This window comes from Algoriphagus terrigena DSM 22685 (assembly GCF_000429445.1).
In the GTDB taxonomy this organism is placed as follows: domain Bacteria; phylum Bacteroidota; class Bacteroidia; order Cytophagales; family Cyclobacteriaceae; genus Algoriphagus; species Algoriphagus terrigena.
The window spans coordinates 13387-34018 of record NZ_AUBW01000005.1; the positions used below are offsets into that span (position 1 = coordinate 13387).

At 47.3% G+C, this 20632-nt stretch carries 18 protein-coding genes and 1 pseudogene; 10 read left to right on the forward strand and 9 right to left on the reverse strand.

Features of this window, described 5'->3' with window-relative positions:
* The first annotated feature begins 16 nt into the window (after window positions 1-16).
* The 9 genes from G459_RS0104140 to G459_RS0104180 all read left to right on the forward strand — a co-directional run bounded on the left by G459_RS0104140 (window position 17) and on the right by G459_RS0104180 (window position 11407).
* Window positions 17-628, forward strand: a complete 612-nt coding sequence (locus G459_RS0104140) for a flavodoxin family protein (RefSeq protein ID WP_026966511.1) — start codon at window positions 17-19, stop codon at window positions 626-628.
* 67 nt (window positions 629-695) lie between these two features.
* A complete protein-coding gene (locus G459_RS26760; protein WP_051315058.1) occupies window positions 696-1118 on the forward strand; it encodes a helix-turn-helix domain-containing protein in 423 nt (140 codons plus the stop codon).
* Window positions 1119-1213: 95 nt separating this feature from the next.
* The gene (locus tag G459_RS0104150) at window positions 1214-2065 is read left to right on the forward strand and encodes an aldo/keto reductase (protein ID WP_026966512.1); all 852 of its coding nucleotides are present in this window, start codon (window positions 1214-1216) and stop codon (window positions 2063-2065) included.
* 47 nt (window positions 2066-2112) lie between these two features.
* Entirely contained in the window at window positions 2113-3717 is a 1605-nt protein-coding gene (locus G459_RS0104155; RefSeq protein WP_026966513.1) for a carboxylesterase/lipase family protein, read from the forward strand.
* A gap of 46 nt (window positions 3718-3763) precedes the next feature.
* Window positions 3764-5011, forward strand: a complete 1248-nt coding sequence (locus tag G459_RS0104160) for a PQQ-dependent sugar dehydrogenase (RefSeq protein ID WP_026966514.1) — start codon at window positions 3764-3766, stop codon at window positions 5009-5011.
* Window positions 5012-5077: 66 nt separating this feature from the next.
* Window positions 5078-6196 (forward strand): aldo/keto reductase, encoded by a 1119-nt coding sequence (locus G459_RS0104165; RefSeq protein ID WP_026966515.1) that lies wholly within the window; start codon window positions 5078-5080, stop codon window positions 6194-6196.
* Between the two features lie 68 nt (window positions 6197-6264).
* Window positions 6265-8511, forward strand: coding sequence for a xanthine dehydrogenase family protein molybdopterin-binding subunit (locus tag G459_RS0104170; RefSeq protein WP_026966516.1), 2247 nt, complete (start codon window positions 6265-6267; stop codon window positions 8509-8511).
* 157 nt (window positions 8512-8668) lie between these two features.
* Entirely contained in the window at window positions 8669-9127 is a 459-nt protein-coding gene (locus G459_RS0104175) for a (2Fe-2S)-binding protein (RefSeq protein ID WP_026966517.1), read from the forward strand.
* Window positions 9128-9139: 12 nt separating this feature from the next.
* Complete coding sequence (locus G459_RS0104180) at window positions 9140-11407, forward strand: xanthine dehydrogenase family protein molybdopterin-binding subunit (protein ID WP_026966518.1); 2268 nt, start codon at window positions 9140-9142, stop codon at window positions 11405-11407.
* Between the two features lie 410 nt (window positions 11408-11817).
* Here G459_RS0104180 and G459_RS26765 read toward each other — a convergent pair whose 3' ends face one another.
* The 9 genes and pseudogenes from G459_RS26765 to G459_RS0104225 form a co-directional block, all read right to left on the reverse strand.
* Window positions 11818-12024, reverse strand: coding sequence for a hypothetical protein (locus G459_RS26765; RefSeq protein ID WP_245588125.1), 207 nt, complete (start codon window positions 12022-12024; stop codon window positions 11818-11820).
* Between the two features lie 11 nt (window positions 12025-12035).
* Entirely contained in the window at window positions 12036-13988 is a 1953-nt protein-coding gene (locus tag G459_RS0104190) for a heavy metal translocating P-type ATPase (RefSeq protein WP_026966519.1), read from the reverse strand.
* Between the two features lie 13 nt (window positions 13989-14001).
* Window positions 14002-14619 carry a hypothetical protein gene (locus G459_RS0104195; RefSeq protein ID WP_026966520.1) on the reverse strand — a complete coding sequence of 206 codons (618 nt, stop codon included), beginning with the start codon at window positions 14617-14619 and terminating at the stop codon, window positions 14002-14004.
* A gap of 249 nt (window positions 14620-14868) precedes the next feature.
* The gene (locus tag G459_RS0104200; protein ID WP_035455170.1) at window positions 14869-15285 is read right to left on the reverse strand and encodes a Fur family transcriptional regulator; all 417 of its coding nucleotides are present in this window, start codon (window positions 15283-15285) and stop codon (window positions 14869-14871) included.
* 12 nt (window positions 15286-15297) lie between these two features.
* Complete coding sequence (locus G459_RS29780) at window positions 15298-15459, reverse strand: hypothetical protein (RefSeq protein ID WP_211234386.1); 162 nt, start codon at window positions 15457-15459, stop codon at window positions 15298-15300.
* A 244-nt stretch (window positions 15460-15703) separates the two neighbouring features.
* The gene (locus tag G459_RS0104210; protein WP_026966522.1) at window positions 15704-16096 is read right to left on the reverse strand and encodes a helix-turn-helix domain-containing protein; all 393 of its coding nucleotides are present in this window, start codon (window positions 16094-16096) and stop codon (window positions 15704-15706) included.
* A gap of 177 nt (window positions 16097-16273) precedes the next feature.
* Window positions 16274-16432 (reverse strand): annotated as a pseudogene (locus G459_RS30585) (hypothetical protein); the annotation flags it as partial.
* 802 nt (window positions 16433-17234) lie between these two features.
* On the reverse strand, window positions 17235-17627 hold the full coding sequence (locus G459_RS0104220; protein ID WP_026966523.1) for a helix-turn-helix domain-containing protein: 393 nt from the start codon (window positions 17625-17627) through the stop codon (window positions 17235-17237).
* Window positions 17628-17649: 22 nt separating this feature from the next.
* On the reverse strand, window positions 17650-17955 hold the full coding sequence (locus G459_RS0104225; RefSeq protein ID WP_026966524.1) for a type II toxin-antitoxin system HigB family toxin: 306 nt from the start codon (window positions 17953-17955) through the stop codon (window positions 17650-17652).
* Between the two features lie 339 nt (window positions 17956-18294).
* Here G459_RS0104225 and G459_RS0104230 point away from each other — a divergent pair, with 339 nt between their 5' ends.
* Window positions 18295-20616: a PKD domain-containing protein gene (locus G459_RS0104230; protein ID WP_026966525.1), complete on the forward strand. Its 2322-nt coding sequence runs from the start codon at window positions 18295-18297 to the stop codon at window positions 20614-20616.
* Window positions 20617-20632 lie beyond the last annotated feature (16 nt).

Here is a 20632-nt window from a genome sequence, read left to right on the forward strand (position 1 = left end):
TTTGACAAAAAATCCAATGAAACTCTTCCTCCTCGGCCTTTTTCTTTTGACATCCCTGACCAGCTCCTGTCAAGCACAGACAGCTGATCCGCAGGGAATGGCTCCCATGGATTCAGAGAAAATCCTCATTGTCTATCTCACCCGCACCAAAAATACCAAAGCCGTCGCCGAAATGATTCATGAGCAGGTCGGCGGAACCATGGTCGAACTGGAACTTGTGACCCCCTATCCGGAAAACTATCGGGAGATTGTAGCTCAGGTTGCCCGGGAAAATGAATCCGGCTTCCTTCCTCCTCTGAAAACCAAAATCACGAATCTGGATCAGTACGAGGTGGTTTTTGTGGGTTTCCCGACCTGGGGAATGCAGTTGCCACCACCCATGAAAAGCTTTCTAACCGAGAATAATCTGAGCGGAAAAACAGTCGTCCCCTTCAACACCAACGGAGGTTATGGCATCGGAAGCAGCTTTGACAAGGTCGCGGAGCTTTGTCCCAACAGTGAGATTCTGGAGGGATTTTCGGTTCGTGGCGGATCAGAACGGGACGGGGTCCTCTTTGTAATGGACGGAGAAAAAGAAGTGGAAGTCAGGCAGGAAGTGGAGAAATGGCTGGACAGACTGGCATTCTAGAGAGTTTGATTCGAAAATTCAACGAGATCATTAAGATTAAAAAATTGAATCAGGAACTGTTAAACCAATGAGTTATTCAAGCACCGAAATCGGAGCAACTATTGAAGAAAAAGAGTCACCGGGGACTGCTGCCCTTCGGATCAGTTCGGCTTTCTTGAAACTTCTGGAAGGACAATTTCCGATCGACAACCTGGGGAGAACTTTAAAATTGAGATCAGCCTCTGATTTCGCCCAGCAATTAAACATCCATGTAAACCATCTGAACAGAGCGGTGAAAGCTGTTAGAAACACCCCCACCACAGTCGTCATCAATACCAGAATTCTAGCTGAATCCCAACGCCTATTGCAGCATAGTGACTGGAATGTATCGGATATAGCCGATGGGTTGGGTTTTACCGAAGTGACACATTTCAATAATTTCTTCAAGAGAAAAACGAATATGAGTCCTACACAATTTCGGAAATCGTCGATTGGACATAAAGACATATAAATAGACCGGGTGACAAGAAACTCCGAGCCCGCGTGGGCTTGGATTTTCTGATTCAATCTTTAACTGAAAACAAGACTTTAACACCAACTACAGAGATGCAAACTGTAACACTGAGCAACGGAATCGAAATGCCCATCTTGGGATTTGGTGTCTTCCAGATCGCCGACTTGGCACAATGTGAACAAAGCGTGGTAGATGCCATTCAGACAGGCTATCGCCTGATTGACACTGCCGCATCCTACCAAAATGAAGAAGCGGTAGGCAAGGCAATCCGAAGAAGCGGGGTATCCCGGGAAGAGCTCTTCCTGACCACCAAACTTTGGATTCATGACGCAGGGTATGAAAAAACCAAGATCGCTTTTGAGAAATCTCTGAAGCGTCTGAACGTCGAATATCTGGATCTCTACCTGATCCACCAGCCATACGGCGACGTCCACGGGTCTTGGAAGGCGATGGAAGAACTCTACAAAGGCGGGAAAATCCGCGCCATCGGCGTCAGCAATTTCCAGCCCGATCGGGTAATGGACTTGATCTGCTTCAATGAAATCGTCCCCGCCGTCAATCAGATCGAGACTCATCCCTTTCACCAGCAGGTCGAAACCCAGAAATTTCTGAAGGAAAACGACGTCCAAATCGAATCTTGGGGACCCTTTGCCGAAGGGAAAAACGGCCTGTTTTCCAATGAACTTCTTGCCTCTATCGGAGAGCAACACCACAAATCCATTGCTCAGGTGGTCCTTCGCTGGCTGATCCAGCGTGGCGTCATCGCCATCCCGAAATCCGTCAGAAAAGAACGGATTGAAGAAAATTTCAAGGTGTTTGATTTTCAGCTCAGCGAAGAAGAAATGGAGTCCATCAAAATGCTCCACCAGGACGAAAGCTCCTTTTTCGACCACCGGGATCCAAAGATCATCCAGTGGTTGGCAAACAGAAAACTCGATATCTAAACAATCCCAGATACAACCCAACACCAAAGACCTAACCATAACCTTACATGAAGAAGATCCTAATTTTAAGTTTCTCCATCCTTGTCACTCTGGCATCGTACGGCCAAGGGCCTTCCGTCCAGACTCACTCCGGAACGGTCCGCGGAGCGACCGAGGGAGATGTCTCCAGTTTCAAGGGGATCCCTTTCGCAGCACCTCCTGTGGGTGAATTCCGCTGGAGACCGCCCCAGCCTGTCAAGGCCTGGGAAGGCGTCCGGGATGCGACGAAATATTGCGCAGATTGTCCGCAGCGGACTTGGCCGGGTTCAACAGCGGTCACGTCTGAGGATTGCCTTTTCCTAAATGTGTGGGCTCCGGCTTCAGCAAGCAAGGATTCCAAGTTGCCGGTGATGGTATGGATCCACGGGGGTGGATTTACCGGAGGCAGCGGCGCTGGTCCCGGATCTGCCGGAGATGCATTTGCCAAGCAGGGCGTCATTCTCGCGACGGTCAATTACAGACTCGGACGTCTGGGGCATTTTGCTTTCCCGGCTTTGAGCCAAGAGCATCCGGAGGAATTCAAAGGCAGCTACGCTTACATGGATCAGATTGCCGCCCTGAAGTGGATTCAGGATAATATTGCGGCCTTTGGAGGCGATCCAAACAACGTGACGATCTTCGGATTTTCAGCGGGTGGAGTTTCGGTCCATTCACTTTTGACTATACCGGCGGCAAAAGGACTTTTCCATAAGGCTATCGGAGAATCAAGTGGTGGCCGTGACGGCGTCTTGACCGGAAGGCCTATAAATAAGGATAATGCCGACGAACTTTATACAATTTCAGCTGAAACGATCGGTGTCAACTTTGCAAAAAGACATCAAATCGAAGGAACCGATCAGGCTGCTTTGGCCAAGCTTCGCGCTTTGCCTGTGGATCAAATTATAGATGGCGGACAAGAAGCCGACAGCCTGGGCAACCGAACCTATTCCGGTCCGATCTTCGACGGCAAACTGGTCGTGGAAACTGCAGAAACTGCCTACAAAGCTGGAAGGCAGGCCAAAGTTCCGCTGATGATCGGAAATTCCAGCGCCGAAATCGGCGGAGCTTTTGTGAGCAGCAGTACTTCCAAAGAACAACTTTTCTCAACTTTTGGCGATCTGGCAGCAGAGGCGAAAGCTGCCTTCGATCCTGAGGGAAGTAAAGATTTCGCTGAGGTCATCACCAAGTTTAACACCGACTGGGTCTGGGGTGAACCGGCACGAATGACGGCAAGAACTTTCGTAGCCGAAAACGAACCCGTTTACATGTTTCAGTTCGGGTATGTACCTGTTGCAAATAGGGAACGGTCTCCGTATGGAGCCGGTCACGGGTCTGAAGTCTCCTTTGTATTCAACACGCTCAATGCCCGATGGGGACCTCCGGCTGAGCCAACTCCTGCAGAGAAAGAACTGGCGAGGATCATGAACTCGTATTGGGCAAACTTCGCCAAGACAGGAGATCCAAATGGAGACAATCTGCCAACATGGCCGCTTTATGATTTGCAAAAAGAAGAGATTCTTGATGTCAGCTTGGACGGTCAAGTGACCAGCCAGCCCGATCCCCGAAAGGCCAGATTTGACGTAGTCGAAAAGGCATTTAAGAATCGCGCCCGCCTGCAATCAAGGGGTATTTAACCAGCTTAAAGTCAATTGTTTTAGAATCATCATTAAAAATCTGACCATGAAAACTTCAAAATTCATTTTCCTATTTTCCATCGCCAGCTTAGGACTCCATGCGAGTTGCTCGGCCGATGAGGCGGTGATGGATGATCAAGACGCTGGTCAAGAGCAAGAAGCAGGCGCTCCTGTCGAAACCAACCGACCAAATGCCACCTACCAGCCCGCCTTCGAAGGTCAGATACGGATTGGCGGAGTGAAAACAGCCACTCCTATCAAGGCCGAGGTTATCTCTTCAGGACTAACGGCACCGTGGGGCATCACCCCTCTTCCGGATGGCAGATTGCTGATAACCCAGAAAGCCGGGCAGATGCGTATCGCTACCACATCGGGTGAATTGAGTGCCCCTATCACAGGTCTTCCTGCTGTAAACCCAGCTAGACAGGGAGGATTGCTCGGCTTGTGCATTGATCCAGATTTCAGCTCAAACAGAATGGTCTATTGGGTCTTTTCTGAGCAAACCGCCAGCGGAAATTTGACAGCAGTCGCTAAGGGGAGACTTTCGGATAATGAAACCACTATAGAAAATCCATCGATAATCTATCGGGCCACTCCGGCGGATAACAGCGATGCACATTATGGAGGACGTATCCTCTTTGATGCCACCGGTAACTTGTTGGTCAGCACCGGTGAGCGCGCCTGGCCAGCCACCCGGGATTTGGCTCAATCAGTTACAACTGGACTGGGTAAGGTTGTCCGTATTACAACCGATGGACAGCCTGCACCTGGAAACCCAACATTCAGCACCGCGGGTGCACTGCCAGAATTATACAGTATTGGTCATAGAAATCCCCAAGGCCTGGCCATTCATCCAACAACCGGTGACTTATGGTTAAGTGAATTTGGACCCAGGGGCGGAGACGAGATCAATCTTGTACAGGCAGGGGCAAACTATGGCTGGCCCGTGATCACCTATGGGATAGATTACAACGGTCAGCCGATGGGTGCGGCAATCCAGCGTCAGGAAGGTTTGGAGCAACCGGTTTATTATTGGGATCCGGTCATTTCGCCCAGCGGAATTACATTTTACAAAGGAAACCGAATCCCGGAATGGGAGAATAATCTCTTCGTCGGAGCTCTGAGCGGGACGCACATCGCCCGCCTTGTCATCGACTCCAACAACAAAGTGGTCGGAGAAGAACGATTATTGGTCGGCGAAAATCAGCGATTCCGGGATATCACCCAAGGCTTGGATAACGCGCTTTATGCGATTACCGATGCTGGTAGGTTGTACAAGATTGACAGAGAGTAGAGTGAGATTGAGTTAGCGCCTAGCGAGGCCAAATTTCAAAATCAGACAGATTAAAATCGACAGAACATGAAGCATCAAACAATATCCAACCGCCGGGAGTTTTTCAGGAATGCGGCAATGGCCGGAGCTGGACTGGTGATGACCCCTACCCTAGCAATGGGTTCAGGCGATGACACCATACCGCACCTGAAAAATTCCTCTCCGGCTCTTTCCACCCGAAAACTCGGGGGATTGGAAGTGTCGGGAATAGGGCTGGGATGCATGAGCATGATAGCGGGCACTTACAATCCTACACCTCCAAAGGATGAGATGGTCGCCCATCTTCGTAAAGCGGTGGAAAGAGGCGTTACCTTCTTTGACACTGCAGAGGTGTACGGGCCGCACGGAAGTGAAGAGGTCGTCGGCGAAGGTTTGGAGCCATTTAAAGGCCAGATCAAGATCGCAACCAAGATCGGTTTTGAGATCCAAAACGGTCAGCGGCGGGGACGAAACAGCAATCCTGAGTCGCTTAAAAAAGCGGCGGAAGGTTGCCTAAAAAGACTTCGGATTGAGACCATTGACCTGCTTTACCTTCACCGATGGGATCCACAGGTTCCGATTGAGGATGTAGCTGGAGCAATGAAGGATTTGATTGCTGCGGGAAAAGCCGCGCATTGGGGACTGTCGGAGGTAGCTCCAGACACCTTGCGAAAAGCCCACGCGGTACTTCCTGTTGCAGCCCTACAGTCGGAATACAACATGGCCGAACGGGTGGTCGAAAACCAAATTCTCGACACCTGTGAGGAGCTCGGAGTTGGTTTTGTTCCCTGGGGTCCGACACACCGTTCCTTTCTCACGGGACGATTCAACGAATACAGCAGATTTGACGACCTGGACCGCAGGTCGCAGCTTCCATTCTTCTCAAAAGAAGGCTTTGAACAAAATATGCCCTTCCTGAGAATCGTCAGAAAATGGTCTCAGGCAAAAGGAATCACCATGGCCCAGTTTTCACTGGCTTGGCTATTGGCCCAAAAACCCTTTATCGTACCGATCCCTGGGACAACAAGTCCACAACATTTGGCTGAAAATATCGGAGCACTGGAAGTGAAATTTACGGCGGCTGAATTGAATGAAATCCGGGCAGAAATCGAGAACTTCAAGCTACTTGGTGTCCGGGCACCTGAGACGGCTTTGGTGGATCAATAAAAAGCAATCCTTAAATCGAAGAGGCGTTTTTGAACAAATAAACCAAATCAGTACTAAATCATCCAAACATGACCAATTCCAACGGAAAACTCAACCGAAGATCCTTCCTCAAAGTCTCTGCTTTGGCGGGCGGGGGTATGATGCTGAGCTTTAACTTGCTGGCAGGTTGCAAACCCAACTCGGAGGAAACTCTTGGTCTACCCAAGGAATGGTTTAGGCTAAACGGTTTTATCAAAGTCGGTGAAAATGGGTTGGTCACACTCATGTCTCCCAATCCCGAGGGCGGACAAAACATCAAGACTTCCATGCCCCTGATCGTCGCAGAGGAACTAGATGCCGACTGGACCAAAGTGGTAGTGGAACAAGCACCGCTGGACACGGATAATTTTACCCGTCAATTTATCGGTGGAAGTCAGGCCATCCGTACGGGTTGGACGGTGCTCCGCACTGCCGGTGCCACTGCACGCCACTTATTGATCCAAGCAGCCGCCCAAACCTGGAAGGTTGAGGCTTCGGAGATCACGACCGAACCCGGATTTTTGGTCCATAAATCAAGCGGTAAAAAAGCCCATTTCGGAGAGATGGCATCCTTGGCGGCTACATTGCCCGTCCCTGAAGAGGTTCCCCTGAAGGAGATCTCCCAATTCAGGCTGATAGGCAAATCCCACAAAAATGTAGAAGCCAAAAACATCGTGACAGGAAAACCACTTTTTGGGATTGATTACAAAAAAGCTGGAATGCTCTATGCCATGATCATCCACCCTCCTGCCCACGGCATGAAGTTGAAGTCATTTGATGGTGCGGCAGCCAAAAATCTTCCGGGTGTCCGGGACATTTTCCAGATCAAATCCCATCAGGATGACTATGAGCGTACCTTTTTCGACACCACCAGTTTCACGGATTTGGTCGCCATCGTGGGCAATTCCACTTGGGAAGTGATGAATGCCAAAAAGGCCGTAAGGGTGGAATGGGAGCCTTTTTCCACCTACGAAGAAAAACGGGATTGGGGAGGAAGAAAGGAAAACCGGACCATCCCCGGCCAATTGGAAAGTGAGCCGGAACAAAGGCTAAAAATGGCCGAATCTTCCAAGAAAGCCAGAACGGTCCGGAAAGACGGCGATCCTGAATCGGCATTTATATCCGCTGCCAAAGTCATAGAACGAACCTATAATGGCCCCTTTTTGGCCCACAACTGCATGGAGCCGATGAATTTCTTTGCACATGTGCAGGGAGACAAAGTCGATTGTGCAGGTCCACTTCAAAAGCCTGAACTGACCGAACAGGCTCTTTCCTCACGACTGGAAATCCCTGTCGAAAACATTAGCATCGAAATGACGCGACTGGGCGGAGGCTACGGCCGTCGCTCCTATGCGCATTGGCTGATCGAGGCGGCTGTAATTTCCCAGAAAGTCAATGCCCCGGTCAAGTTAATTTATACCCGGGAGGACGACATGACCGGAGGAATCTACCGCCCCATGTATCAGGCTACCTATCGCGCGGCCTTGGACAAAGACAACAACCTGATCGGGTTTCATGTGAATGCAGGCGGTTTGGTAGAGCCTCCCTTGTATGCCAACCGATTCCCGGCAGGTGCGGTGGAGCATTATTGGGCGGAGGAATGGACCGTCCCTTCCAATATCACGGTGGGTTCTTTTCGGGCTCCAAGATCCAACTTTATTGCTGCGGCCGAGCAGTCTTTCTTGGACGAAGTAGCCGAGGCGGCAGGAAAAGATCCGATTGATTTCCGTCTGGAGCTTTTACAAAAAGCCAAAGACAAGCCGGTTGGTGAAAACAACGACTACGATGCGGAGCGATTCTCCAAAGTATTGGAACTGCTAAAGGAAAAGGCAAATTGGGGTCAAGCTCCGACGGGAATTTCGCGCGGAGTTTCCGCTTACTTCTGTCACAACAGCTATGCAGCTCAGGTCGTAGATCTAAAAGTAAAAAATGGGCAAGTCGAGGTTGAAAAAGTTATTCAGGCCGTCGATTGCGGCTTAGTTGTCAATCCTGATGCTGCAAAAAACCTATGTGAAGGTGCGGCTATAGACGGAATTGGTACGGCGCTGTTTGGAGAATTGAAGTTCGAGAATGGGGTGCCGGACCGGAGCAATTTTGACCGGTATCGGATGATCCGGATGACAGAAGCTCCAAAAGCGATTGAGACCTATTTTGTGGAAAATCAGCTTGACCCTACGGGTTTGGGCGAACCTGCCTATCCACCGGTATTTGCCGCTTTGGCCAATGCCCTGTATCAGGCGACTGGCAAGCGGCTTTACGATCAGCCTTTTGCAAAGCAATTGGAGGATTTGAGCTAAATCAGTTGTCTGTGGTAACACAGACCAAGGTAAAAGCATCTCAATACATCTGAGGTGCATTTCTGCCCAGATCCGCTTGATTTATAAAAACTTATGTTTGATTTCCGTAAGTCATCCAAAACGGAAAACCTTAAATTAACACCTAAAATTTATAGCTATGGCCATTTTCAATCTCAACATCAACGGTAAATCCCAACAGGTGGATGCGGATCCCAACACGCCCATGCTATGGGTATTGAGAGATCACCTGGACTTGGTGGGCACCAAATTCGGCTGCGGCATTGCCCAGTGCGGAGCCTGCACCATCCACATGGACGGGAATGCAGTTCGCTCGTGCCAGCTGCCGGTCTCTTCCGCGCAAGATTCTCAGATCACCACCATCGAAGGGCTTTCCGAAGCTGGGGATCATCCCGTACAAAAAGCCTGGATGGAACACGACGTACCTCAGTGTGGGTATTGCCAAGCCGGTCAGATCATGACTGCGGCAGCCTTGCTTCAGCAAAACCCAAATCCCTCTGAGGAAGAAATCGAAAATGCCATGAACGGCAATATCTGCAGATGCGGGACTTATACCCGAATCAAGGCCGCTGTGATCACTGCCTCCCAAAACCTTTAATCCGATAACCGTATGGCAACTTTAAATAAAAAATTGGACCGCAGGTCATTTTTGAAAGTGTCAGCGCTGGCTGGCGGAGGCATGGTGCTCAGCTTTAGCTGGCTGGCAGGGTGTAAACCCACATCAGAAGAGGAGCTTTTGGCTATGCCAAAAGAATGGTTTGAGCTCAACAGCTACATCAAAATCGGGGAAAACGGCGTGGTGACGCTCTTCTCCCCCAACCCTGAATTTGGCTCCAATGTCAAGACTTCCATGCCCATGATTCTGGCCGAAGAACTGGACACCGACTGGAAGAATGTGATGGTCGAGCAGGCGAATTTTTATCCTGAGCGATATGACCGTCAGTTTACTGGAGGAAGCCAGGGAATCCGCCAAGGCTGGACACCCTTACGAACTGCCGGAGCAGCTGCCCGACACCTTTTGGTAGCAGCTGCTGCACAGACCTGGAGTGTTCCAGCATCTGAAATAACCACCGCTGCAGGCATAATTGAGCATAAAGCCAGTGGAAAAAAAGCGCACTACGGAGAGATGGCATCCCTTGCTGCTACTCTGAAAGTGCCTGAAGAAGTGCCTTTGAAAGAGCTGAAGGACTTCAAAATCGTCGGAAACTCGAAAAAGAATGTTGACGCTCAGAAAATCGTAAGCGGAAAACCTCTCTTCGCCCTAGATCACAAAGTCGAAGGAATGAAATATGCAGCCATCGTGCATCCTCCTGCATTTGGAATGAAGCTGAAATCCTTTGACAAAAGTTCTGTCAGTGGAATGGCGGGGATTCAGGATGTTTTCTCTATCCAACTTTTCAAAGACGATTATGGAAGAAACTTTTTCGACACAACTACTTTTCCTGAGATAGTTGCCATTGTGGGCAATTCCACCTGGGAAGTGATGCAGGCAAAGAAAAACTTGGCAGTGGATTGGGAACCCGCTCCTGAATCCGGTTTCGAAATGGCAGGATTTGGTGGCCGGGAAAACATAAAAGTCACTGTACCATCCGGGCTAGAAAACACCAATCGCCACAAAGAACAAATGAAGGAATTCATCACCAAACCTGGGAATGTGGCCAGGAAAGACGGTGACCCGGAAGGCGCGTTCAAAAAAGCCGCGAAAGTGATTGAAAAAACCTATTCTGCTCCTTTCCTGGCACACAATACCATGGAGCCGATGAACTGCTTTGCAGACGTCAAAGGCGACAAAGCAGTCATCTACGGCCCCACTCAGGCTCCGGAGTCTATCATGGGCACCTTGGTTCAGGCTTTGGGATTGCCTAAAGAAAACATCCAGATCAATCTGGCAAGAATGGGAGGAGGCTTTGGTAGAAGGGCGTATAGCCATCACATGACCGAGGCGGCCTTGATCTCACAAAAAATCCAAGCTCCGGTAAAGATGGTTTATACACGTGAAGACGATATGTCGGCGGGTGTATATCGTCCAGCCTATTCTGCAACCTATCGGGCAGCATTGGATGAAAACAATAACCTGCTTGCTCTCCATGTAAAAGCCGGTGGAATTCCTGAATCTCCACTTCACGCCAATCGCTTCCCTGCTGGAGCTTTGGACAACTATCTGGCAGAAAGCTGGGATATCCCATCTAATATTACCATTGGAGCTTTCCGAGCGCCGCGGTCTAACTTTATCGCCGCAGCAGAGCAGAGTTTCTTGGATGAGTTGGCAGAAGAGATGGGCAAAGACCCTATTGAATTCCGTCTGGAGCTATTGAAAAGAGCCGAAAACAATCCTGTGGGCGAGCGAAACGACTACGATGCCAAGCGCTATGCGGGTGTTTTGGAATTAGTCCGTGACAAGTCCAACTGGAACACTCCTGCTGCTGGGGTTCACCGCGGGGTTTCCGCTTATTTCTGTCACAATTCCTATGTGGCCGAGGTAGTGGATACTAAGATTGTGGATTCGAAACCTGTAGTTGAGAAAGTGTTTGCAGCCGTCGACTGCGGAGTCGTGGTCAACCCAGACGCTGCTATCAACATGGGTGAAGGCGCAATCATCGATGGTATTGGAAATGCCTTCTTTGGGGAAATGGCTTTTGAGAACGGTACTCCTTCAAAAACGAATTTCGACAAATACCGCATGATCCGTCACAAGGAAGCTCCAAAATCCATCGAAGTACACTTTGTGGACAGCAAAGAAGATCCGACAGGACTGGGCGAACCCTTCTTCCCTCCTGTCTTTGCAGCTTTGGCCAACTCGCTCTACAAGGCTACCGGAAAAAGGTACTACGAGCAACCATTTGCGCCGCAACTTGAGATGCAGAATCTAAAGATGTAATTGACAACTCAAGGTCGGTGGATAAACAACTACCAATCTGATAAACCAAAGCCTGAGCGAAATCTCAGGCTTTGGTTTTTTATATAAACACGTCTTTATTCATTTACATCTTCGAGGTCACTGATTTAAATTAAAATCACAGGAGATCTAGTTGAATAACAACGTGGCGACTATGTGCCCGACAAAAGGAGGAACCGATAATTTTAATTCATTTGAATCGTTTCGAATTTTCAATCCGTGAACAATTCGTACGGTACTAGGTGTGCGAGGCGTAAGAACTTTACGATTGAGGGCATCCTTCTTTTTCTTTTCGCTGTTTTGATGAGTTTTCCACGCCACTTTCACCCACCTAATTTTTCGGATCCGATCCTTGGTTGGGGAGATTCTAGCCCAGAATTTTCCGTTCCTGACTAAACGCGTACTTTTTCCTGTTTTCCATCCAGCTCATAGGGTTGGATAAGCACTTCAACCGGCAGCTTTAATAAAGCTGATAGATTTCTGATCATTTCAATCGTCAACGCCCGCTTCCTATTTAAAACGAGGCTCACTGTGGTCTTACTTCCAATCGCCGGGATGAGATCTTTTTCCTTGTAGATATGTGCAATAGCAAAGTTCATTGACCCTGCCTTTATGATCGCTGTATCCTAACCGCATTCAAGATCGCCAGCAATGCCACTCCAACGTCAGCAAATACTGCCTCCCACATGGTGGCTATTCCTCCGGCTCCCAGTGCCAGTACAATAACCTTCACTCCAAAAGCCAGGCTGATATTTTGCCATACGATCCGTTTTGTCTGTTTGCCCAACTGAATGGCAGTTGCAATTTTTGAGGGCTGGTCAGTCTGAATCACCACATCAGCTGTCTCAATGGCTGCATCGCTACCTAAACCACCCATTGCAATTCCCACATCGGCCAGAGCAAGGACAGGAGCGTCGTTGATGCCATCACCCACAAAAGCAATGACCCGGCTGGCATCTTTTTTCAGTTCTTCTACTTTTTCCACCTTTTGCTCAGGCAGCAAATCACCAAAGGCTTTATCTATTCCGAGTGATTTTGCCACCTGTTGGGTCACTGCATCCTTGTCTCCTGACAGCATGATCAATTCCTGAACTCCTAATTGATGTAGCCCCTTGATGGCCTGAGCAGCATCTTCTTTGAGTTCATCCGCGATCACTATATATCCCGCATATTTTTGGTCTACTGCTACATGGATAACGGTATTGGCCTCCCCGGATGCATCGGTATGAGTAACTATCCCCTCCCTGTCCAGCAGTTTTTGATTGCCGACCAGCACCTGCTTGCCATTTACAATTCCTTTCAGTCCGTGCCCGGCAATTTCCTCCTGTTGTTCGGGTTCTGAGACCTTCCCTCCTTGCTTTTTAGCATACTCTGTAATGGCTTTTGCAATGGGATGGGTAGATTTACTTTCCATTGCCGCAGCCAAACTCAGCCAATCTGTAGTTATTCCGTCCATGGTCACTGCTTTCTGAACCTCAAACACTCCCTTGGTAAGTGTGCCTGTTTTGTCCATCACCACGGTATTTACACGGGTCATGAGGTCAAGAAAGTTGGAACCTTTGAACAGGATGCCTTTTCGGGAGGCTGCACCAATCCCTCCGAAATAACCAAGTGGGATAGAAACTACCAACGCGCAGGGGCATGAGATCACCAAAAAGATTAAGGCCCGATAAAGCCATGCTTCAAACACATAGTCTTCCACAAAGAAATAAGGCAGGAAGGCCAAGCCGAGGGCCAGAAAGGTGACAATGGGCGTATAGACCCGCGCAAACTTGCGGATGAACTGTTCGGTTTTTGCCTTGCGTGAGGTGGCGTTCTGGACAAGCTCTAGGATGCGTGCAATCGAACTTTCATTAAACCGTCTGATGACTTTCAATTCAATCAGCCTGTCGAGGTTCACCATCCCAGCCAGTACATTTTCTCCCTTGTTGTAGGTCGCAGGTTTGCTTTCGCCAGTGAGGGCTGAGGTATTGAAGCTGCCTTTTTCACTGATCATTTCCCCATCGAGGGGTACTTTTTCTCCGGGTTTCACCTGTATGGTTTCCCCAATCTGTACTTCCTCCGGGTGTACAGACACCGTTTGTCCACCTCTACAAACCGAAGCCGAATCGGGGCGGATGTCCAACAGGGCTTTGATGTTACGCTTGGCCCGGTTCACGGCCGCATCCTGAAACAACTCACCGATGGCATAGAAAAGCATCACTGCCACAGCCTCCGGATATTCACCTATGGCAAACGCCCCCAATGTGGCTATGCCCATGAGGAAAAATTCAGTGAACACATCACCTTTTAAGATGGACTTCCAGCCTTTGACCAATACCGGCCATCCCACGGGCAAATAGGCCAGCACATACCACCCAATGCGGATCCATCCCTGGAAAAATGCTGGCTGTCCCCACTGGTCAGCGGCTATTCCAGCAAGCAGCATGACAAAGCTCACCACACCACTACCCCAAGTCTGCAGGAAAGTTGGGGAGTTTTTTTCCTCTTCTTTTTTTGGTTTGCCTGGATGCTGGTCAATGCTGCAGCAGGCTTTATCGTCTAAGTGATTTGTATCAGTCATCGTCTAATCTGTTTTAATGTGTGAAAAAGGAGATCATGCCAGTGAGAATAAGTATGCCACCGGAAATCAGTCCTGCATTGTGTTCCAATTTGTGCCAGTTGAATCGGTGCAGTCCTTTTTGGGCCAGGTAAACCCAAAAAGTAATACCTAACACGGAAACGATGGTGTAGAGCAGGCCCACTGCCAGGATCATCGGAAAGCCGTGAGTTCCTGCCATTAGGAAGTAGGCTTCAATTTCCAGGCAGGGCGAAAGAAACATGGTGAATACCAGCAAGGTCACAACCTGCGCTGCACCTGCTTTTTCCAGCTTTTGTTTTTCAGCAATGTGAAAGTGGTGGTGACGGTGGTGTTGAATGACAAAATATAAGCCGATGGCTATAAGCAATCCAGGAATGACCCAACGGGTGTAACTGTGTAGTTTTTCCGAAAGTGACAAGCTGAACAAACCCAAAAACACTCCTAACAAAAAAGTACTCAACGAGTGAGCCAAAGCTGCCACCGCCGCAATGCGAACCGTCTTGATTCCCTCCCATCCAAACTTTTCTTTCAGCGCCAGCACCGGCAGCCAATGGCTGGGAATAAGTCCATGAAGGAGACTGAGCATTATTGTGCCGGTGAGTAGAGCGGTCATCTTTTTAATAATTTGGCTTTAACCCTTCCGGCATTGTGGTGCGAAATTTCATGTGTTTGTAATCTATTTTTTAATGGCCACATGGAATGCCCTGAACAATCATCCCCCTGCGTGAGAAGCCTTTCTCATGGGCATTTCATAGGCGTATCATCATCCCAGGGTGAGATGTTTTACTTGATGATCAATTCCAACTCATTGGATATTTGACCCGAAATTACGCGTAGATCCAATGCACAGTAATTGCAATGTTCATTCTGCACATTTCCCGCAAATCCCCTTTACTACCAAGTTGGCTTCTTCTCCTTTGAACATGCTCGGCAGTTCAATTTCCGGGATTTTATACTTGGGCAAACAAAAGGTTTCGCTACACACCCGACAGTGAAAATGCACATGGAGGTCCCTTTCGATATCGCAATTGCAACCCTCTGCGCAAAGGGCATACTTTGGAGCGCCTGTCCCATCGTCTATGCTGTGTACCAGTCCATTTTCCTGAAAAGTCTTCAGAGTGCGGAAAAGTGTCACCCGGTCTGACTTTTCAAAGGTCTTTTCCAAATCGGAAAGGCTGATGGCCGCCTTCTGAACTACCAGTGCTTCCAATACCAACAGCCTCATGGCTGTTGGTCGGATGTCTTTCTGCTTGAGTTTATCTTCGAGTTCTTTAATCATAAGGGTGATTCATTAAAGTCCATGTCCTCCTTCTTCTTCCGTATTTTTGGCCTCAGCCAACAAAGCGCAATCACCTTTCGTGACCAGTTGTATGGCACTCAAGTCCCGCGTTGTGTCTGCCAACGAAATCCGCGTATAGCCGTCTTCGGTACATCCTTTGACGACTTTTAGCATTTAAACGAATTCTTCTGGCTTCAACCATTCATCGGGGGAATTTGCCAAGGTAAATATTCGCACTGTCTGAGACGGGCCAGGTTCGCAAAGGGAATCCACGTATTGGAAGTTACGGATAATGGAAGCCCGTCGTTAAGCAGCTATGCGCGACTGATATTATGGTAAATTAACAGCAAGCGATTGGATTCAATTGGAATCAAAAAAGGTATCCAAACACCTACCCAGAATATTTTTCCGTCTCTGGCTACACGCCCATTTTTTCTTGTTTTCCATCCAGCCCATAGGGTTGAATAAGCACTTCAACCTGCAGCTTTAATAAAGCTGACAAATTTCTGATCATTTCGATCGTCAGCGCCCGCTTCCTATTTAAAACGAGGCTCACTGTGGTTTTAATTCCAATTGCCGGGATAAGATTTTTGTCCTTGAGATCTTTTCTGTCCATTGTTTCTTTTATGGCCTCGATGGGATCGGGTAAGGCAATAGGGTAATGTTCCCTTTCGTATTTTTCAATTAAAGTCACCAGCAATTCTGCCTCCATCCCTTCAGCACTTTCAGGATCCGCTTCGAAGATTTTAGAAAGCCTGGCAAGGGATTCTTCATACTCCTTTTCTGTCGTAATTGTCTTTTCCCATTTCATCTGTTTATAATTTTACTCGATGGCCAGATACCCTGTCCCGATTTTTCTTCGGGAGAATCTCGCAGTGTCGGCATTCATATCAGTATGTGATGTTTTCGCCATGCTCGATTTCATGATTTCAGTTGATTTACGATTTTGAAATTGTTCAACCGTACTTGCGCCCACCTTGTCATATTCTGAGTGTGTCCCGATGAATTTAGTAAACACCCACTGCCGCAAATAGCTGATCTGGACGATTGGCCGATATTTTATAAAAATTCTGTATTTCAATTTCAGCAAATTCGAATCTATTTGAATGGTTTGGAATTTGTCCTCTAACCTCTCAAAATTTACCAAATGCTACCGTTTCACTGAGCATCGCCAATTAGCCGGACACAAAAAGAAAGCTAACGGCTGGACTCCCTCTCTTCCAATCGGGTAATTCCTGTTTGAATTCTAGTTCAATTAAAATGGATTCAAAAAACTGAAGAATGAATCAAAAACTGGGACAAATTCTGGGACAAAAAATGGGACAAGTTTGAGCTATTCAAAACCAATTGGAATTAACGCGAATCCACAACCTGCATCAGAAACCCTATAAAACACAAAAAGTTGACCGTAAAACGATCAACTAATTGTTTAGTAGCGGGAACAGCGCTACAAACTTGTCTTGATTTTCAGTTACTTACGGAAATACTGGGACAAAAACTGGGACAGGTTCATTTTGCTTTTACAATTTTAAATTTATTTGAATCGTATCATTTTGAACCCTTTAAAATGTGCCTTTAAACGTTGTACAGCCCATTTTGTGTTTTTGGTTTTTGAATGATCTTTTTTCTTTTTGATGTGAAAATCAGAAAACGAACCTATTTTATGTATGGTCTAAATTAGAAAATGAACCTTTGAATTCCCCGCTTATTTGAATGTTTTCGCGTTTCTGAGATTTGAATCCCTTTGAATGTTTTTGACTCTCATTTCCACTTCGTAAAACTCGTACGGTACGAGGGGTACGAGCCGTACGAACCGTACGAGTGAAGCACCTCCCTCCTTTTTCTTTTGCTGTTTTGATAAGTTTTCCATGACACTGTCACCTGGCTAATTTTTCGGATCCGATCCTTGGTTGCAGAGATTCTAGCCCGGAATATTTTTCCGTTCCTGACTAGACACGTACTTTTTCCTGCTTTCCATCCAATTCATAGGGTTGGATAAGCACTTCAACCGGAAGTTTTAATAAAGCTGATAGATTTCTAATCATCTCGATCGTCAACGTCCTTTTCCTATTTAAAACGAGGCTGACCGTAGTTTTACTTCCAATAGCCGGGATAAGATCTTTGTCCTTGAGACCTTTTCTGTCCATCGTTTCTTTTATGGCCTCAATGGGATCGGGCAAGGCAATAGGGTAATGTTCCTTTTCATATTTTTCGATTAAAGTCACCAGCAATTCTGCCTCCATCCCTTCAGCACTGTCGGGATCTGCTACGAAGATTTTAGAAAGCCTGGCAAGGGATTCTTCATACTCCTTTTCTGTCGTGATTGTCTTTTCCCACTTCATGATTTCACTTTGATTTACGATTTTAAAATTGTTCAACCGTACTTGCGTCCACCTTGTCATATTCTGAGTGCGTCCCGATGAATTTAATAAACACCCACTGCCTCAAATAGCTGATTTGAACGATTAACCGATATTTATTCCGTGCAATGTTAAACACCACCCGATTGTTTTTAACAGGATCTGCATCCGGAAAATCCTGAACCACATCCGAGGGCTTTTGCCATACTGCGTGTTTTATGACAGCAATCCAGGTTTCTATGCTTGATTTTGAATCTGGATGCTTCTGGTAAAACTCCGTCAGATTTTTGATGGCAATAATGTTTTTCAAAGCAAGCTTTTTAATAAACGGTCGAAGATATTAAAAAGTTTTCATTCTGAAAACTTTTAGCGTTAATTTCCCATTCTCTAAACCTTATATGTTTCTAAATACGACCTAGCGGACATCCTTTACAGGAAACTTTTCAACGCTCGGCTTTAGAAATTTAAACTCCTTTGAATCGCTTCGAATTTCCATCCTCGAAAATTCGTAAGGTAGGAGAAGTGAGACAGCGATAGGTACGGATGTAAGATGGTCTTGTCCCCCAACTTTTTTAGACCGATGCAACCCTTCTTGTCATTTTTCAATCATGCTGTGGAAAGTCACTTTTAAAAACTAAACCAACAAACTATGATGACTAAAATCAGACAGATGGCATTTGTGCTGTTTGCTATTTTTGCTTTGACGAGTTGTGAAGAGGAGGATAAAAACCCTATCAATCCCCTCACAGCCCATGCCGGAGATCCTACAGAAGGATTCGTCGGGTACTCCACCATTTTGGATGGCAGTAAGTCCACCAACGCAAGTGGCAAACCGATCTCCTACAAATGGGAGGTTAGCGTAAAACCAGCTGGTGCCACCGCCTCTATCGAAGGACAACAAGAGGTTTTGGCAAAATTCACGGGCAGTCTTCCAGGGGAATACGTCGTTCGCCTCAGCATCTCTTACCAAAGTTGGAAAGACGAAGACACAGTAATCATTACACTGTCGGATGATGGGGAACCCACCTTACTTGCAGACGCTGGAGAAGACCGAAATCTTGAAATCGGTCAAGCTGTAACTTTGGATGCAGCTCTTTCTACTTTTGAGGGAACTGGCGTTCAGATCCTTTGGGAGATCGTCTCTAAACCGGAATCCAGCATAGTCGCTATTCATAATTCCACCAATTTACAGGCCACATTTAATCCTGATAATGCAGGTGAATATGTGTTTAAATTGACGATGACCAAAGGGTCTTTGAAATCCCAGGATGTGGTGAAGATCACAGTATTGGCCAATGGAACAGGTGGTCCAATCATTATCAACGAGGACATCCTTCAGGATCGAACCCTCAGCAATGTGTTTACTTCCGATCCGGATAAGCTTGATTACCTTGTCACTAAGGATATAACAGTTCGTGGAGCAAAACTAACCATAGAACCGGGGGTGCGAATCGGCTTCGAAGAAGGCACGGGATTGGTGATTGGAGAAAATGGATCTTTGAAAGCCTATACCATGCTTTTCGAGACCCTGCCGATCATTTTCCAGGGAAAAGAGGCTCAAAAAGGATACTGGGATGGAATTCACATTTTATCACAGAATCCTGCTGAATACATCACAGGCATTACTGTCCGTGACGCCGGAAAATTGGGCTATGGAATCAAAGTCGAACCAGGAGCCAACCTATACCTGACCCACGCTAACATTCACCACAATGAAGGCATTGGAATTCAATTCGAAATCGGATCAACTATTTCTGAATTCAAAGCCAATAAGATCAACGACAACAGCCAAGCTCCACTCCGTATCCCTGCCAGACTGATGGGCCAGCTCAACTGGTACTCTGAGATCGAGGGGGGAGCAATTCAGATCACCGACGGGAAAATCCTAAGTGGGACGGAAAATTACTGGACAAGCTATGCTGAGGGATACGATATTTTAGAAGACTTAGTAATCTACAATAGCTCCACGCTAGTCCTAGGCCCAGACACTCACCTCTATATGCCAAATGACAAAGCTATTCGAGTCATTTCGGGTTCAGCGCTTCGGATTGTGGGAGAAGAAAACAGTCCAGTTATCATAGAAGGAAAGACTAAGTCAAAAGGCTCTTGGAGGGGTATCTTTATTGAAAATTCACAAGGCAAAGTAAGTAGCATAGGCTTCGGTCATATCAAGCACGCCGGCAGCAATGCAATCGCAGGTCAGGAACCAGCAACCATCAAATTAGGAAATGGAGGAAACCTGAAGATTTTCAACACCACTTTGGACGAAGGAAATGGGTATGGTTTGGAAGCGGTTGCCAGCAATATGAAGCTTGAAATGACTGACAACACGATCAAAAACCACCTGAAAAACCCAATTTCAGTGACTGCTCAAATGGTTGAACACCTTGACTATCTCACCAGAATGGAAGAAAATGGCCAAAATGAAGTCTTGGTAGATGGGTCTACTGCTTTGGCCAAGGACGGAGGTGAGATTGTTTGGAAAGGATTTGCCCAGCGTGCTCCTTACTTGGTAAAAGGGATGGGCAGGGATCTACGAATCCAGTCCGGAATGAGAATCAAAGCAGGTGTGGTTATCAAAATGCAGGATGGATCCCGAATCGATGTTCAGGATGCCAATGGTCGACTGGCCTATTTGAATGTGGAAGGGTTACCAGGCAATCCAGTCATTATCCAAGGAGTTAATGACGTCTCCGGATCTTGGTATGGCATCACCTACTCTACCAATCACGCCCAAAATGTGATTAATCAGGCAATAATTGGCAATGCTGGCAAAACGATGGGCAACAACTTTTCGGCAGCCATCACAGTGGACAATGTCCCTCAGGGTTCCCTCCTTATTCAGAACACAAAAATTACAAAATCAGGCCAGCACGGAATCGCTGTGACTAAGCAGTTTTTGGACTTCTTGAGGGTTACTAATCTGACTTTTGAAGGAATTGCCGGTGAGGAAATTTATAACTGGCAATAGTATTTTTAAAAAGGTT

Bases quoted from the DNA above. Each gene is read 5' to 3' on its own strand.
- G459_RS29780 (WP_211234386.1), bottom strand. From the start codon at position 15,459: ATGCTAAAAGTCGTCAAAGGATGTACCGAAGACGGCTATACGCGGATT.
- G459_RS0104170 (WP_026966516.1), top strand. From the start codon at position 6,265: ATGACCAATTCCAACGGAAAACTCAACCGAAGATCCTTCCTCAAAGTC.
- G459_RS0104200 (WP_035455170.1), bottom strand. From the start codon at position 15,285: ATGATTAAAGAACTCGAAGATAAACTCAAGCAGAAAGACATCCGACCA.
- G459_RS0104230 (WP_026966525.1), top strand. From the start codon at position 18,295: ATGATGACTAAAATCAGACAGATGGCATTTGTGCTGTTTGCTATTTTT.
- G459_RS0104175 (WP_026966517.1), top strand. From the start codon at position 8,669: ATGGCCATTTTCAATCTCAACATCAACGGTAAATCCCAACAGGTGGAT.
- G459_RS0104195 (WP_026966520.1), bottom strand. From the start codon at position 14,619: ATGACCGCTCTACTCACCGGCACAATAATGCTCAGTCTCCTTCATGGA.
- G459_RS26765 (WP_245588125.1), bottom strand. From the start codon at position 12,024: ATGAACTTTGCTATTGCACATATCTACAAGGAAAAAGATCTCATCCCG.
- G459_RS0104160 (WP_026966514.1), top strand. From the start codon at position 3,764: ATGAAAACTTCAAAATTCATTTTCCTATTTTCCATCGCCAGCTTAGGA.
- G459_RS0104140 (WP_026966511.1), top strand. From the start codon at position 17: ATGAAACTCTTCCTCCTCGGCCTTTTTCTTTTGACATCCCTGACCAGC.
- G459_RS0104190 (WP_026966519.1), bottom strand. From the start codon at position 13,988: ATGACTGATACAAATCACTTAGACGATAAAGCCTGCTGCAGCATTGAC.
- G459_RS0104150 (WP_026966512.1), top strand. From the start codon at position 1,214: ATGCAAACTGTAACACTGAGCAACGGAATCGAAATGCCCATCTTGGGA.
- G459_RS0104210 (WP_026966522.1), bottom strand. From the start codon at position 16,096: ATGAAATGGGAAAAGACAATTACGACAGAAAAGGAGTATGAAGAATCC.
- G459_RS0104165 (WP_026966515.1), top strand. From the start codon at position 5,078: ATGAAGCATCAAACAATATCCAACCGCCGGGAGTTTTTCAGGAATGCG.
- G459_RS26760 (WP_051315058.1), top strand. From the start codon at position 696: ATGAGTTATTCAAGCACCGAAATCGGAGCAACTATTGAAGAAAAAGAG.
- G459_RS0104180 (WP_026966518.1), top strand. From the start codon at position 9,140: ATGGCAACTTTAAATAAAAAATTGGACCGCAGGTCATTTTTGAAAGTG.
- G459_RS0104220 (WP_026966523.1), bottom strand. From the start codon at position 17,627: ATGAAGTGGGAAAAGACAATCACGACAGAAAAGGAGTATGAAGAATCC.
- G459_RS0104155 (WP_026966513.1), top strand. From the start codon at position 2,113: ATGAAGAAGATCCTAATTTTAAGTTTCTCCATCCTTGTCACTCTGGCA.